Origin of the sequence: Paraburkholderia kirstenboschensis, assembly GCF_904848585.1 — a bacterium.
GTDB classification, from domain to species: Bacteria; Pseudomonadota; Gammaproteobacteria; order Burkholderiales; family Burkholderiaceae; genus Paraburkholderia; species Paraburkholderia kirstenboschensis.
Window position 1 is genome coordinate 487,178 of record NZ_CAJHCR010000001.1, and the last position, 13,664, is coordinate 500,841.

Below are 13,664 nucleotides of genomic sequence, written 5' to 3' on the forward strand. Positions count from 1 at the left end.
GCTTTTTTGCGCGGAACTGGCTGGGAGCCCGTCTCGTTCACGCCGCCAGTATCAGAAAAATCGCTGGCCGCTTATGCAGATCCAATGCTGGTTTCTTCTTCCAGTCGGCCACCGTGTGGCTGCGGATGGTTTCGGTTTGCAGCGTCAGATCCACAGCGACACAAACGAGTGTCGACGGTGCGCAGGTTGCCAGCAGGGTGTCCAGCAGTGCGCGGTTGCGATACGGCGTCTCAATGAAGATCTGCGTCTGCTTGCTTTTGCGCGACGTCAGTTCGAGATCGCGCAGACGCTTGGCCCGTTCGGCCGCGTCGACCGGCAAATAGCCGTGAAAAGCAAAACTCTGGCCGTTGAGCCCGGACGCCATCAGCGCGAGCAGGATCGAGCTCGGCCCTACGAACGGCACGACCTTGACTCCGCGTTCGTGCGCCCGGCGCACCAGCAGCGCGCCCGGATCGGCTACCGCGGGGCAACCCGCTTCCGATACGAGGCCGGCGTCCGTGCCGGCCAGAACCGGCGCAAGCAGTTTGTCGATCTCGCCGGCCGGCGTGTTGACGTTCAGTTCGCGGATCTCGATTTCCTGGATGGGCTGCTCGGTGCCGACTTTCTTGAGAAATGCGCGCGTGGTCTTAGCGTTCTCGCCGATGTAGTACCGCAGCGCCGCGGCGCGGGCCCGCACCGGGGCAGGCAGGACGGCGTCGAGCGCGTCGGCGTCGCCTTCGCCTAGCGTGTTTGGAATCAGATAAAGCGTGCCGCTCATTGCGCCCCCAATAGCGGATAGCCCGCCGTCAGCAGCATGTCCGAGAGCGCTATCAGCGGCAGGCCGACGAGCGCAGTGGGATCGTCGGAATGGATAGCTTCGAGCAGCGCAATGCCGAGCCCTTCGGACTTGGCGCTGCCGGCGACGTCGTACGGCGTTTCGGCGAGGAGGTAGGCTTCGAGCGCTGCATCGGGCAGTTCGCGGAATCGCACGCGGGTGATCACGTCGACGCTCTGAGCGGTTCGCGAGCGGCTGTCGAACAGACACAGTGCACTATGAAACAGCACCTCGCGGCCGCGCATCGCTTGCAATTGTGCGAGCGCCTTGTCGTGAGTGCCTGGCTTGCCGATTTGCAGGCCGTCGTAAGTGGCAACCTGGTCGGAGCCGATTACGAGGACGGCTTCGTCGGCGGAAAGCCCGTTGGCCACCGCTCGAGCCTTCGCTTCGGCGAGCCGCAGAGCGGTGGCGTCGGGCGATTCGTCGGCGTGAGCGGTTTCGTCGATCGCGGGCACCGCAACGTCGAATGGAATGCGAAGGCGTTCAAGCAACTCGCGGCGATACGGCGAACTCGACGCCAGAATGAGGCGTGGCGGGCTTTTTGGGGAGTCTGGCATGGTCGATCAACGGCTGAAAGGGCGGGACGTACGAGGTTGTGCGCAGGTCGCGCTGGTACGAGCTTAAGTGTTTGACTCGAAAAGACAAAGCGGATATCATTTTGGGCTTTTCATCGGTATGCTTGCGTCAGGCGTCGCTCGCTGAAGGGCCGAAAGTGTGGCTGCAGGCGGTTGCTGCGGTCGCGCAGTTTAGCGGCAACACAATCGTGCATCGCTCAAGTTTCGCGGGCCTTCTCGCAGACTGATTTACCCAGTGACTTACGGGTGTTTTACGGTTGTTTTAACCGGCGAAATCATTGCCGACGCAGGAGCGCACATGACTCAACATCCTGGCAAGCCTGCAGGTCTGCCTGACCCGCATGAACTCGATCTGTTTGAATTTGCGCGGAGTGGACGGCAGGCCGCGGGTGTCGTGCGCGTCTCGCAACTGCCGCGCATGTTAAACGAAGTCCCGGCAGAAGCGCCAGAGCGCGACACCGCGTTCACGTGGCAAGCCGAAGGGGCGACGCAGCCGGAATTGCAGGACGACGGCACCGAGGGTCCTCAGCCTTATTTGAGGTTGGCGATCCACGGCGCTGCATGGCTCGAATGTCAGCGGTGCATGACACCGTATTCGCAGCCGTTCAACGTCGACGCAACCTATCGGATCGTCAACACTGAGGCGGAAGCCGAAGAGTTTCCGCTCGACGAGGATGAAGTCGAAGTGATTGTGGGCTCACGCCAGTTCGATCTCGTCGACTTGATCGAAGAAGAGTTGCTGCTCTCCTTGCCGCTCGTGCCCAAGCATGAGGTTTGTCCCGAGGTGCACGAGAGTCTCGTCTCGGGTGTGGCCGGTGCCGAAGGCGAGGGCGACGAAGCTCCGTTGGACGAAGCAGGTGAGGGCGGTGAGCCTGAGCGGCCGAATCCGTTCGCGGCGCTCGAAAGTCTCAAGCGCGGTGAGCCGGGCGACAAGAAGCATTGAACAGTTGCATAGGAGCGCGATGCGGGCGCATTGGCCATTCGGCCAATGGCGGACACCGGGTCGGGCTGTGTTAGAATCCGGAAAATTTTTAGGAGTTAGTCATGGCAGTTCAACAAAACAAGAAGTCGCCGTCGAAGCGCGGCATGCACCGTTCGCACGATTTCCTGACGGCAGCGCCGCTGGCCGTCGAGCCGAGCACGGGCGAAGTGCATCTGCGTCACCACGTTAGCCCGAACGGCTACTATCGCGGCAAGAAAGTCGTCAAGACGAAGAACGACTAATCGTTTCACAGCGTTACGCCAACCGGCGTTCCGCGTGGCGATCAGCTCGCTTGACATTTTCCCGGCTCGGCAAAAAGGCGGCATTCGTTTGCCGCTTTTTTGTGTCGATCGCAGTTGCAGCTTCAGCGCTTACTGCGATCTCATGCAGAGCGCCTGAAATTCGCCGCACTCCATGACAGTAAAGCTCACGATAGATTGCATGGGAGGCGACCACGGCCCGTCCGTGACCGTTCCCGCTGCCGTCAACTTCGTTCGTTCGCATCCCGACGCGCAGTTGCTGCTCGTCGGCATTGAAAGTGCGATTCGTGCGCAGCTGAAGAAGTTGAAGGCTCAGGACCTGCCGGCGCTGACGGTCGTCTCCGCTTCCGAGATCGTCGCGATGGACGACCCGGTTGAAGTCGCGCTGCGCAAGAAAAAAGATTCATCCATGCGCGTTGCGCTGAATCGCGTCAAGGAAGGCGAGGCGCAAGCCTGCGTTTCCGCCGGCAACACCGGCGCACTGATGGCGGTTTCGCGTTATGTGCTGAAAACGCTGTCGGGAATCGAGCGCCCGGCAATTGCGTCCGCCTTGCCGAACCCCAACGGCTACACCATGATGCTCGACCTGGGCGCCAACGTCGACTGCGAGCCGCAGCATTTGCTGCAATTCGCGGAGATGGGGCACGCGCTCGTGTCGGCGCTCGAAGGCCGCGAGCGGCCCACCATTGGGCTCCTGAACATCGGCGAAGAAGTCATCAAGGGCAATGACACGATTAAACGCGCCGGGGAGTTGCTGCGTGCGAGCACGCTCAATTTCCACGGCAACGTGGAAGGCAACGACATCTTCAAGGGCACGGTCGACGTGATCGTGTGCGATGGTTTCGTGGGCAATGTGGCGCTGAAGACCTCTGAAGGTCTCGCGCAAATGCTGTCGAACATCATCAAGGAAGAGTTCGGGCGTTCGTGGCTCACCAAAGTGATGGCCGTGCTCGCGTTGCCCGTGTTGATGCGCTTCAAGAAGCGTGTCGATCATCGGCAATATAATGGTGCAGCGCTGCTCGGCCTGCGCGGACTGGTGATCAAGAGCCACGGCTCCGCGGATGCCTACGCGTTTGAGTGGGCTATCAAACGCGGGTATGATGCCGTCAAAAACGGCGTGCTGGAGCGCCTTGCGCAAGCGATGGAAGAGAACGCGGGTTCTCTTGAACAGGCAGCGCGCGACGCAAGCGGTGCGGGTCACGCAAGCCCCATCGCAGGCCAGCCGGCCGAGCCCTACGCTGCGCAATCCTCGAAGGCATAATGGCTCAATCGACAATTTATTCCCGCGTCCTCGGCACCGGCAGCTATCTGCCGCCCGCGCGCGTCACCAATCAGGACCTCGCCGAGCGTCTGGCGAAGCAAGGCGTCGAAACGAGCGACGAGTGGATCGTGGCCCGCACGGGCATCCATGCACGTCACTTCGCGGATCCCGATGTCACGACCAGCGACCTCGCGAAGTTCGCGTCGCTGCGTGCGATCGAAGCGGCGGACATCGACCCGCAATCCATCGATCTGATCATTGTTGCCACTTCCACGCCTGACTTCGTGTTCCCGAGCACGGCGTGCCTGTTGCAAAACAAGCTCGGTATCAAGAATCACGGCGCGGCTTTCGACGTGCAGGCCGTCTGCTCCGGCTTCGCTTACGCGGTGGCTATGGCGGACAGTCTGATTCGCGGCGGCCAGCATCGCACGGCGCTCGTCATCGGCGCGGAGACCTTCTCGCGCATTCTCGATTTCAATGACCGCACCACGTGCGTGCTGTTTGGCGACGGCGCCGGCGCGGTGATCCTGCAGGCGTCGGAAGAGCCGGGCGTACTTGCGAGCGCATTGCACGCAGACGGCAGTCACTCGAACATTCTGTGCACGCCGGGCAACGTGAACGGCGGCGTGATCGCCGGCAGCGCTTTCCTGCATATGGACGGGCAGGCGGTGTTCAAGCTGGCTGTCAACGTGCTGGAGAAGGTCGCGGTCGAAGCACTCGAAAAAGCGAATCTTTCCGCTGACCAGATCGACTGGCTGATTCCGCATCAGGCCAACATTCGCATCATGCAGAGCACTTGCCGCAAGCTCGGCTTGCCGCAGGAACGCATGGTCGTCACGGTGGGCGAGCACGGCAATACGTCGGCTGCGTCCATTCCGCTCGCACTCGACGTTGCGGTCCGCGACGGCCGCATCAAGCGCGGCCAGAACGTGCTGATCGAAGGCGTCGGCGGCGGCTTTACGTGGGGCGCGTCGGTCATTCGCTACTAAGCAGACCGACTTCAGGCGGCGCATTCACGCGCCCTTGCGCCGCGTGCTTTCCGGCCGCGCGCACCTCACATCTGACTAAATCGATTTTGAGGACGATATGAAATTTGCGTTCGTTTTTCCCGGACAGGGTTCGCAATCTGTCGGCATGCTCAACGCGTTCGCCGACCATGCGGTTGTGCGCGAGACAGTTCAGGAAGCGTCCGACGCGCTCAATCAGGACCTCGGCAAGCTGATCGCCGAAGGTCCGGCCGAAGATCTGAATCTCACTACGAACACACAGCCGGTGATGTTGACCGCGGCATACGCGATCTATCGCGCGTGGCAGCAGGCGGGCGGCCCCGCGCCGGCAATCGTCGCGGGCCATAGTCTCGGTGAATACACGGCGCTCGTCGCGGCTGGCGCGATCGCGTTTCGCGATGCCGTGCCGCTCGTGCGTTTCCGCGCCCAGGCGATGCAAACGGCGGTGCCCGTCGGCGAAGGCGGCATGGCGGCGATTCTCGGTCTTGACGACGACACCGTGCGCGCTGTTTGCGCCGAAGCGGCGGCCACGGGTGTCGTCGAAGCGGTCAATTTCAACGCGCCTGCTCAGGTCGTGATCGCAGGCCACAAGGCAGCGGTCGAAAAGGCCTGTGAATTGGCGAAGGCGAAGGGCGCAAAGCGCGCGTTGCCGCTGCCGGTATCGGCGCCGTTCCATTCGTCGCTGCTGAAGCCGGCGTCGGATCAATTGCGCGAGTATCTGGCGAGCGTGAACGTCCAAGTGCCGTCGATTCCGGTCATCAACAATGTCGACGTCGCCATCGTGAACGAGCCGGCGCAGATCAAAGACGCACTGGTGCGTCAGGCGGCTGGCGCGGTGCGCTGGGTTGAAAGCGTCCAGGCCATGGCGGCTCAAGGGGTTACGCACGTCGTCGAATGCGGGCCGGGCAAGGTCCTTGCGGGCCTCACGAAGCGTATCGACGGCAATCTCGTCGGCGCGTCCGTGTTCGATCCCGCTTCTCTCGAAGAAACGCTCAAGCTCGTAACGGCAGGCTGAGCGCTGCATCGCAAAGACCGCAACAGGCATCAGCAATCAATCAGCCCTCCGAAGGGCATTCGGACCGACAGATGGAAAAGAATCTCGACAAGCAGATCGCAATCGTAACGGGCGCCTCGCGCGGCATTGGCCGCGCCATCGCCATGGAACTCGCGCGCCAGGGCGCAACGGTGATCGGCACGGCGACCAGCGAAATCGGCGCGGCGGCGATCAGCGAAGCGTTCAGCGCGGCCGGCGTGAGCGGACGCGGTGCGGTGCTCGACGTGAACGACGCGGCTGCTGCCGAAGCGCTGATCGAAAGCACGGTGAAGGAATTCGGCGCGCTGCATGTGCTCGTGAACAATGCCGGCATCACGCAGGACCAGCTGGCCATGCGTATGAAGGACGACGACTGGGACGCAGTGATCGACACCAATCTGAAGTCGGTGTTCCGTCTGTCGCGCGCGGTGCTGCGTCCCATGATGAAGGCGAAGGGCGGCCGTATCATCAACATCACGTCGGTGGTCGGTTCGGCGGGCAACCCTGGCCAGATCAACTACGCCGCGGCGAAAGCGGGCGTGGCCGGCATGACCCGCGCGCTTGCACGCGAGATCGGCAGCCGCGGCATTACGGTGAATTGCGTGGCGCCCGGTTTTATCGATACGGACATGACGCGCACGTTGCCGGAAGAGCAGCAAACGGCGCTGAAAACGCAGATTCCGCTGGGCCGTCTCGGCAGCCCGGAAGATATCGCACACGCTGTTGCATTCCTCGCGTCGCCGCAAGCAGGTTACATCACCGGCACGACGATGCATGTGAACGGCGGAATGTACATGTCGTAACCAAATTCGGTTACTATCCGCGCCTTGATGCGTTTGCAAACGCGTAAGGCGCATGCCTTGACAGCAACCTGATGCGCCGCTTTTTTGCCGGGTCAAACCTGATAAAATGCGCGCACCTGTATTTTTGAACTTCTTTCCCTTGGAGGGGTAATGGACAATATCGAACAGCGCGTCAAGAAGATCGTCGCAGAACAACTGGGCGTGGCCGAAGCGGAAATCAAGAACGAAGCTTCGTTCGTGAACGACCTCGGCGCCGACTCGCTGGACACGGTTGAACTCGTGATGGCCCTCGAAGACGAATTCGGCATGGAAATTCCGGATGAAGAAGCCGAGAAGATCACCACCGTTCAGCAAGCGATCGACTACGCTCGCGCGAACGTCAAGGCCTAAGGTCATTCGCGCCTGCGTTTGTGCGTTAGCGGCGTATGACGCCCTGCCGTGTCGGTTGCCGACGCCAGCGGGGTTGCCATTTTTTGCTGCGAGGTGTGCCGTGCAGGAGCCAGCGATGTTGACAGCGCATTTTTCAGCGCGATTGCCGACTTAACAGCCACAGGGTACACAGGGCAGATTCCTGTGGCCGCTGTGGCTTTTGCTTTTGTCATCTATGAAAAAGGGGTTACCGTGAGCCGCCGTCGTGTTGTTGTTACAGGCCTGGGGCTGATTTCGCCTGTTGGCAATAATGTTGCCGACGGCTGGGCCAATCTGGTCGCCGGCAAGTCGGGTATTGCCAATATTACGAAGTTCGATGCGTCGAACTTCTCGACTCGTTTCGCCGGCGAGGTGAAGGGCTTCAATATCGAGGACTACATCCCCGGTAAGGAAGCGCGCCACATGGATACGTTCATCCATTACGGCGTGGCTGCCGGCATCCAGGCGATGCAGGACAGCGGCCTGGAAGTCACCGACGAGAATTCGGAGCGTATCGGCGTCGTGGTCGGTTCGGGCATCGGCGGTCTGCCGATGATCGAGGTCACGCAAACCGAACTGCTGAATCGCGGCCCGCGCCGCATTTCGCCGTTCTTCGTGCCGGCGTCGATCATCAACATGATCTCCGGGCACCTGTCGATCAAGTTCGGCATCAAGGGTCCGAATCTCGCCATCGTCACCGCATGTACAACGGGTTTGCACTGTATCGGTGAGGCTTCGCGCCTGATCGAATACGGCGACGCAGACGTGATGATCGCGGGCGGAGCGGAATCGACGGTGTCGCCGCTCGGTATCGGCGGCTTTGCGGCGGCGCGCGCGCTGTCGCAACGCAATGACGACCCGGCGACGGCAAGCCGTCCGTGGGACAAGGATCGCGACGGTTTTGTGCTCGGCGAAGGCGCGGGCGTGATGGTGCTCGAAGAGTACGAGCATGCGAAGGCTCGCGGCGCGAAGATTTACGCCGAAGTCGGCGGCTATGGAATGAGCGGCGACGCCTATCACATGACCGCACCGCTCGAAGACGGCGACGGCGCGCGCCGTTGCATGCTTGCGGCCATGAAGAACGCGGGCATCAACGCCGATCAGGTCAACTACCTGAACGCGCACGGCACGTCCACGCCGCTCGGCGATCTGGCTGAGACAACCGGCATCAAACGGGCGTTCGGCGACCATGCCAAAGACATCGTCGTGAATTCGACCAAGTCGATGACGGGTCACCTGCTCGGCGGCGCCGGCGGTCTCGAGTCGGTGTTCACCGTGCTGGCTGTTCACCATCAGGTGTCGCCGCCCACGATCAACATCTTCAACCAGGATCCCGAGTGCGATCTGGACTACTGTGCCAACACTGCACGGGAGATGAAGATCGACGTCGCGCTGAAGAACTCGTTCGGGTTCGGCGGCACGAACGGTACGCTCGTCTTCAAGCGCGCCTGATCCCTCGCAACGGGTGACGCGCCAGCCAACGGCGCCGGCTTTGCCGGCGCTTTTCCGTAATACGGCCATCTCCGAAGGAACGTCACAGCAAATCGTGCTGCGGCGTTCCTTCGCGATGCGCGTTGCGTTGGCTGCTTTCGTGGCGACGGCGTCGTGTGCGGTTTACAGCTGCATGGCGTCGTGGCTCACCGCATGGCAGGCGGTTCCGTTGACGCTTGCCGTGTTTGCGCTTCTCACGCTTTGCGCGGTGAGGCACGATCGGGCGCAGCCGGTGGCGCTGAAAATTGGACGCGAGGGCATTTCTGTCTGGGGCCGGGCCGGAAATCTGCTCGTACACGGTCGAATCGCCGGCTGCGCGCACTGGAGCGACCGTTTGCTGGTGCTCGCAGTGACCCCGGACGAAGGCCGCCGGCAAACGCTTCTTGTTCCCGCCGACACTGTGCCGCCAGCCGTTTTCCGCGAATTGGCGGTGCGCGGGCGGCGCCGCGCCGGCGCGTGACTGTAACGACTGTAACCGCTGTTACCGGGCGCCATGACCTCCGTAACGTGCCTCGTCGACGGGAACGCTACAATGGTGCCCCCGTCATGCGCCCTATAGTTAACGGATTTATCAGGTGAGCGAAAAAGAAATTGATCAGGTGCTGGTCGAGCGCGTCCAGAAGGGCGACAAGGCCGCCTTCGAGCTTCTGGTCTCCAAATACCACCGCAAAATTCTCCGGCTGATCTCGCGCCTCGTGCGCGACCCCGCCGAAGTGGAAGACGTTGCGCAAGACGCTTTCATCAAGGCGTATCGGGCGTTGCCGCAATTTCGCGGGGAATCGGCTTTTTATACGTGGTTGTACCGGATTGCGGTCAACACGGCAAAGAACTACCTTGCGACCCAGGGTCGGCGTGCGCCGACTTCGACCGAAGCAGATGCTGAAGAAGCTGAAACTTTCTCGGACGCCGACCAACTAAGGGATATCAACACGCCTGAGTCGATGTTGATGAGCAAGCAGATCGCTGAGACGGTCAATGCTGCAATGGCGGTTTTACCGGAAGAGCTGCGTACCGCCATTACTCTTCGTGAAATTGAAGGTTTGAGCTACGAGGAAATCGCTGAGATGATGGGCTGCCCAATCGGCACCGTCAGATCGCGAATTTTCCGCGCTCGCGAAGCCATTGCGGCAAAATTGCGTCCGTTGCTTGACACACCTGAAGGCAAGCGCTGGTAAGTGACTAGCGCGCTGAACGGGGCGCGGGTGCAATATCTGGATTAGTGGTGTCACTACGGGGTCTTTGTAAGATGGGGAGCATCATGGGGTCGGTCTCGATGCAATCGCAAGCCAGCTCGCGCGGCGAGCGTCTGTCCGCTTTTGTCGACGGTGAGCTGTTCGGCGAAGAGCATCTGAATCTGGACAGGTTTCTGTCCGAGCTGGACGGCGAAGATCGCGCCGCGTGGTCCAGCTATCACCTGATCGGCGACGCATTGCGTTCCGACGATCTTGCAGTCGGTTCCGCGGCGAGCAGCGCATTCCTCAGTGGATTTGCCGCGCGCCTGGAAAGCGAGCCGCATTTGCTCGCGCCCGCAGCCATACCCGTTACGCGCCGTCTGCTGGCGCTGCGTCGCCGGGTGATGCCGGCCTTCGCGGTGGCTGCCGCGGCCGCCACGCTAACGTGGATAGTCGTGCCGCAACTGCAGGGCGTACCCGGCGGGCCGGGCGCGACGCAGGTCGCTTCGGTTTCCTCGCACGGCGACGCGGTGCAGAAGGTTGCCATGGCGTCCGTGCCGGGCGCTAATGTCATGCCGGTCGCGCAAGACGCGAATATCATTCGCGACGCGGGTCTCGACCAGTATCTCGAAGCTCATCAGCAGTTCGCGCAGCAACCCGTCATGCCGGGCTCAATGCCGCTGATTCGCGCTGCTGCAGTCTCTACGCAAGGCCAATAGTTTGATGCAGACTCCGCGGTTGAATATAACGACTATCTGGGGGCGGCTGCCGGCATTTCTGTTCTGCGCAGCCGTGTTGTTGTCCGCTACACCGCGGGTTTTTGCACAAACCGACGATCCGCTCGTCGCCCGCCGCACCGCTGCCGATCTGCTGGATCGCATCCATCAGGCCGCGCAGCAACAGAACTACGAAGGCGCGTTCGTCTATCAGCGGGGCAATTTCGTCCAGACCTCGCGGATCGCGCACTATGCGACCAAGGCAGACGGCGAATTCGAGCAGTTGGAAAGCCTCGACGGTAAGCCGCGCAAAATGCTTCGTCATAACGACGAGCTTTATACGTTCGTGCCGGAACGGCATTTGTGCGTTGTCGAAAAGCGCCAGAACAAAGACTCGTTCCCCGCGCTGCTTGCCGTAAGCGGCGAGCAGGTGCTGTCGGTGTACGAGCCGAAACTACTCGGCGACGACCGCGTGGCCGGCATCGAAAGTCAGGTGATCGAGCTCGATCCGAAAGACGCCTACCGCTTCGCTTACAAACTGTGGGCCGACAAGAAAACCGGCCTGCTGCTGCGCGCACAAACGCTCGATCCGAACGGTCAGGTGCTCGAGCAGCTGTCGTTCTCGCAGATCCGCATCGGCGTGCCCGTCGACAAGGCGGGCATTGTCAGCGGTATTCGCAATACCGCTGGCTGGACGGTGGTGCATCCGCCGATCGAACCGGTCGATATGGCCGCGCAAGGCTGGCAGTTCGGTGTGACAGTGCCGGGCTTTCGCAAGATCCGTGAACTGCGCCGTCCAATGGCGGCACGCGAAGCAGGCCAGCCGACCATTCCCGTGGATCAGGCCGTATTCTCCGACGGTCTCGCCGCGATCTCCGTGTTCATCGAGCCAGTCGAAAACAACACGCGCAAGGAAGGCGCGGGCAGTAGCGGCGCTACGCACGTACTAGTCAAGCGCCGCGGTGACTTCTGGATTACCCTGCTCGGAGAAGTGCCCCAGACCACGTTGCAGCAATTCGCGTCTGCCATAGAATACAAGGCTCCGAAGTAATCCTCCGAATCCTGAATCCCTCGGCTTCCTACGATATGACGACTTTCTCGGTGCGCAAATTCCTCGCGGCCGCGGTGGTGGCGGCATGTTTGCCGTTCGCACCGCATACGGCGTCAGCGGCCTCCGCAGCCAATCTGCCCGACTTCACCGACCTCGTCGACAAAGTCGGTCCGGCGGTCGTTAACATTCGCACGACCACGCGCGTGACGAACAGCGGCACACGCGGCGGCTTGCCGCCCGGCATGGACGACGGCGACATGTCGGAGTTCTTCCGGCGCTTTTTTGGCATTCCCATGCCGCAGTCGCCGCAATCGCCCGGCGTGCCGCGCGGCGGCGACAATGGTGGCAATGGCGGAAGCGGCGGCAGTCAGGACACCCCGGACAGCAACGATCCTGAACAGAACAGCGGCGTCGGCTCGGGCTTCATCCTGTCGGCGGACGGCTACGTGATGACCAACGCGCACGTCATCGACGACGCGGACACCATTTACGTCACGCTCACGGACAAGCGCGAATTTAAGGCGAAGCTCATCGGCGTGGACGATCGCACTGACGTCGCGGTCGTGAAGATCAGCGCGGCGAATCTGCCGACCATCACCATCGGCGACTCGAACAAGGTTCGCGTGGGCGAGTGGGTGGTCGCAATCGGCTCACCGTTCGGACTCGAGAACACGGTTACGGCCGGCATCGTCAGCGCTAAAGGGCGTGACACGGGCGACTATCTGCCGTTCATCCAGACCGACGTAGCCGTCAATCCGGGCAATTCGGGTGGACCGCTCATCAACATGCAGGGCGAAGTAATCGGCATCAACTCGCAGATCTACAGCCGCACCGGCGGCTTCATGGGCATTTCGTTCGCGATTCCGATCGACGAAGCAATGCGCGTGGCCGAGCAGTTGAAGACTTCGGGCAAGGTGGTGCGCGGCCGGATCGCGGTGGCGATCGGCGAAGTGACCAAAGACGTCGCTGATTCGCTCGGCCTGCCGAAGTCGCAGGGCGCGCTCGTCAGCAGCGTCGAGCCGGGCGGTCCTGCGGACAAGGCAGGCGTGCAGCCAGGCGACATCATCCTGAAGTTCAACGGCCATTCGGTCGATACCGCGACCGACTTGCCGCGCATGGTCGGCGATACCAAGCCGGGCACGAAGGCGACCATTACAGTGTGGCGCAAGGGCCAAACGCGCGAGCTGCCGGTCACGATCGCAGAGATGCAGCCGGACAAGACTGCAAAGGCCGATCAGCGCAAGCCGCAGGCGCCGAAGCAACGCGCCACGAACGCGCTCGGCCTGGCCGTCAGCGACATCCCGGCCGATCAGCTGAAGGCGCTGAAACTGCGCAACGGTGTGCAGATCGACGCCGCGGACGGTCAGGCGGCACGCGTCGGCCTGCAAAAGGGCGACATCGTCCTGCGTGTGGGCGACACGGACATCACGAGCGCGAAGCAGTTCGACGAACTGACCTCGCATCTGGACTCGCAGAAGATGGTCGCGCTGCTGGTGCGTCGAGGCGAGAACACGCAGTTCGTGCCGATTCGCCCGCGCAGCGCGCAGAAATGACAACGGCGGCGCCGCTCACGCTCTATGCGCGCGCGTGGTGCCACTTGTGCGACGACATGCGCGCCGCGCTCGAGCCATTGCTGGCCGAGTTCGGCGCGCAAGTAGAAGTCGTTGACGTCGACAGCGATCCCTCGCTCGAAGCCCGCTACAACGAGTTGGTGCCCGTCCTGTTGTGCGACGGAATCGAGCTTTGTCACTACCATCTCGACGAATCGCGGGTGCGTGACGCGTTAGCTGCCCGCACCGCTGCGGCTTCCTGAGCCGGTCGGCTTTTCGGAAAAACGGTGCGCGTGCTTTGGCGCGAGTCGAAAGCGGGGTCAAAGATCGAGCCTTAAGATCGAGCCCTAAGGTCGAGCCCTAAGGTCGAGCCTAAAGCTCGAGTCAAACGCGGAGTCGACCGGCAAGTCAAACCCGGAGTCAAACGTCGGGTCAACGTCGGCTCAAACCCCGCGTCCCGGTCTTTCACAGGCCGTCTCAGGATCCAGGCCCTGCAAGATGCGCCGGGAGCCGGCCTTTTCGGCTAAAATAGATAAGTTTT

Annotated in this window: 16 protein-coding genes; 14 read left to right on the forward strand and 2 right to left on the reverse strand. The window is 61.8% G+C overall.

Features of this window, described 5'->3' with window-relative positions:
* Positions 1 to 37: 37 nt before the first annotated feature.
* On the reverse strand, positions 38 to 757 hold the full coding sequence (locus JMY24_RS02275; RefSeq protein WP_128595598.1) for an SAM-dependent methyltransferase: 720 nt from the start codon (positions 755 to 757) through the stop codon (positions 38 to 40).
* Positions 754 to 1,371: a Maf-like protein gene (locus JMY24_RS02280; RefSeq protein WP_128595597.1), complete on the reverse strand. Its 618-nt coding sequence runs from the start codon at positions 1,369 to 1,371 to the stop codon at positions 754 to 756. Before JMY24_RS02280 ends, JMY24_RS02275 begins: the two co-directional genes overlap by 4 nt.
* Positions 1,372 to 1,687: 316 nt before the next feature.
* On the opposite strand from JMY24_RS02280, the gene JMY24_RS02285 reads away from it, so the two are divergent.
* The 14 genes from JMY24_RS02285 to JMY24_RS02350 all read left to right on the forward strand — a co-directional run bounded on the left by JMY24_RS02285 (position 1,688) and on the right by JMY24_RS02350 (position 13,386).
* Positions 1,688 to 2,332 carry a DUF177 domain-containing protein gene (locus JMY24_RS02285; RefSeq protein ID WP_128595596.1) on the forward strand — a complete coding sequence of 215 codons (645 nt, stop codon included), beginning with the start codon at positions 1,688 to 1,690 and terminating at the stop codon, positions 2,330 to 2,332.
* 101 nt (positions 2,333 to 2,433) lie between these two features.
* On the forward strand, positions 2,434 to 2,613 hold the full coding sequence (gene rpmF / locus JMY24_RS02290) for a 50S ribosomal protein L32 (protein ID WP_006051932.1): 180 nt from the start codon (positions 2,434 to 2,436) through the stop codon (positions 2,611 to 2,613).
* A 172-nt stretch (positions 2,614 to 2,785) separates the two neighbouring features.
* Positions 2,786 to 3,892, forward strand: coding sequence for a phosphate acyltransferase PlsX (gene plsX, locus JMY24_RS02295; protein WP_128595595.1), 1,107 nt, complete (start codon positions 2,786 to 2,788; stop codon positions 3,890 to 3,892).
* A complete protein-coding gene (locus JMY24_RS02300) occupies positions 3,892 to 4,881 on the forward strand; it encodes a beta-ketoacyl-ACP synthase III (RefSeq protein WP_128588343.1) in 990 nt (329 codons plus the stop codon). Before plsX ends, JMY24_RS02300 begins: the two co-directional genes overlap by 1 nt.
* Before the next feature lie 97 nt (positions 4,882 to 4,978).
* Positions 4,979 to 5,914, forward strand: coding sequence for an ACP S-malonyltransferase (fabD, locus tag JMY24_RS02305; RefSeq protein WP_128595594.1), 936 nt, complete (start codon positions 4,979 to 4,981; stop codon positions 5,912 to 5,914).
* A gap of 71 nt (positions 5,915 to 5,985) precedes the next feature.
* On the forward strand, positions 5,986 to 6,735 hold the full coding sequence (gene fabG / locus JMY24_RS02310) for a 3-oxoacyl-ACP reductase FabG (RefSeq protein WP_128595593.1): 750 nt from the start codon (positions 5,986 to 5,988) through the stop codon (positions 6,733 to 6,735).
* 150 nt (positions 6,736 to 6,885) lie between these two features.
* Positions 6,886 to 7,125 carry an acyl carrier protein gene (gene acpP / locus JMY24_RS02315; protein ID WP_004197638.1) on the forward strand — a complete coding sequence of 80 codons (240 nt, stop codon included), beginning with the start codon at positions 6,886 to 6,888 and terminating at the stop codon, positions 7,123 to 7,125.
* A 231-nt stretch (positions 7,126 to 7,356) separates the two neighbouring features.
* Complete coding sequence (gene fabF, locus JMY24_RS02320) at positions 7,357 to 8,595, forward strand: beta-ketoacyl-ACP synthase II (protein ID WP_020069388.1); 1,239 nt, start codon at positions 7,357 to 7,359, stop codon at positions 8,593 to 8,595.
* Between the two features lie 115 nt (positions 8,596 to 8,710).
* On the forward strand, positions 8,711 to 9,094 hold the full coding sequence (locus JMY24_RS02325; RefSeq protein WP_128595602.1) for a protein YgfX: 384 nt from the start codon (positions 8,711 to 8,713) through the stop codon (positions 9,092 to 9,094).
* Positions 9,095 to 9,209: 115 nt separating this feature from the next.
* Complete coding sequence (gene rpoE / locus JMY24_RS02330; RefSeq protein ID WP_006051939.1) at positions 9,210 to 9,809, forward strand: RNA polymerase sigma factor RpoE; 600 nt, start codon at positions 9,210 to 9,212, stop codon at positions 9,807 to 9,809.
* A gap of 83 nt (positions 9,810 to 9,892) precedes the next feature.
* Positions 9,893 to 10,525, forward strand: a complete 633-nt coding sequence (locus tag JMY24_RS02335; protein WP_128595591.1) for a sigma-E factor negative regulatory protein — start codon at positions 9,893 to 9,895, stop codon at positions 10,523 to 10,525.
* A 4-nt stretch (positions 10,526 to 10,529) separates the two neighbouring features.
* The gene (locus tag JMY24_RS02340) at positions 10,530 to 11,573 is read left to right on the forward strand and encodes a MucB/RseB C-terminal domain-containing protein (RefSeq protein WP_128588338.1); all 1,044 of its coding nucleotides are present in this window, start codon (positions 10,530 to 10,532) and stop codon (positions 11,571 to 11,573) included.
* A 35-nt stretch (positions 11,574 to 11,608) separates the two neighbouring features.
* Positions 11,609 to 13,126 (forward strand): DegQ family serine endoprotease, encoded by a 1,518-nt coding sequence (locus JMY24_RS02345; protein WP_128595590.1) that lies wholly within the window; start codon positions 11,609 to 11,611, stop codon positions 13,124 to 13,126.
* A complete protein-coding gene (locus tag JMY24_RS02350; protein ID WP_128588903.1) occupies positions 13,123 to 13,386 on the forward strand; it encodes a glutaredoxin family protein in 264 nt (87 codons plus the stop codon). The genes JMY24_RS02345 and JMY24_RS02350 overlap by 4 nt, the downstream gene beginning before the upstream one ends.
* Positions 13,387 to 13,664 lie beyond the last annotated feature (278 nt).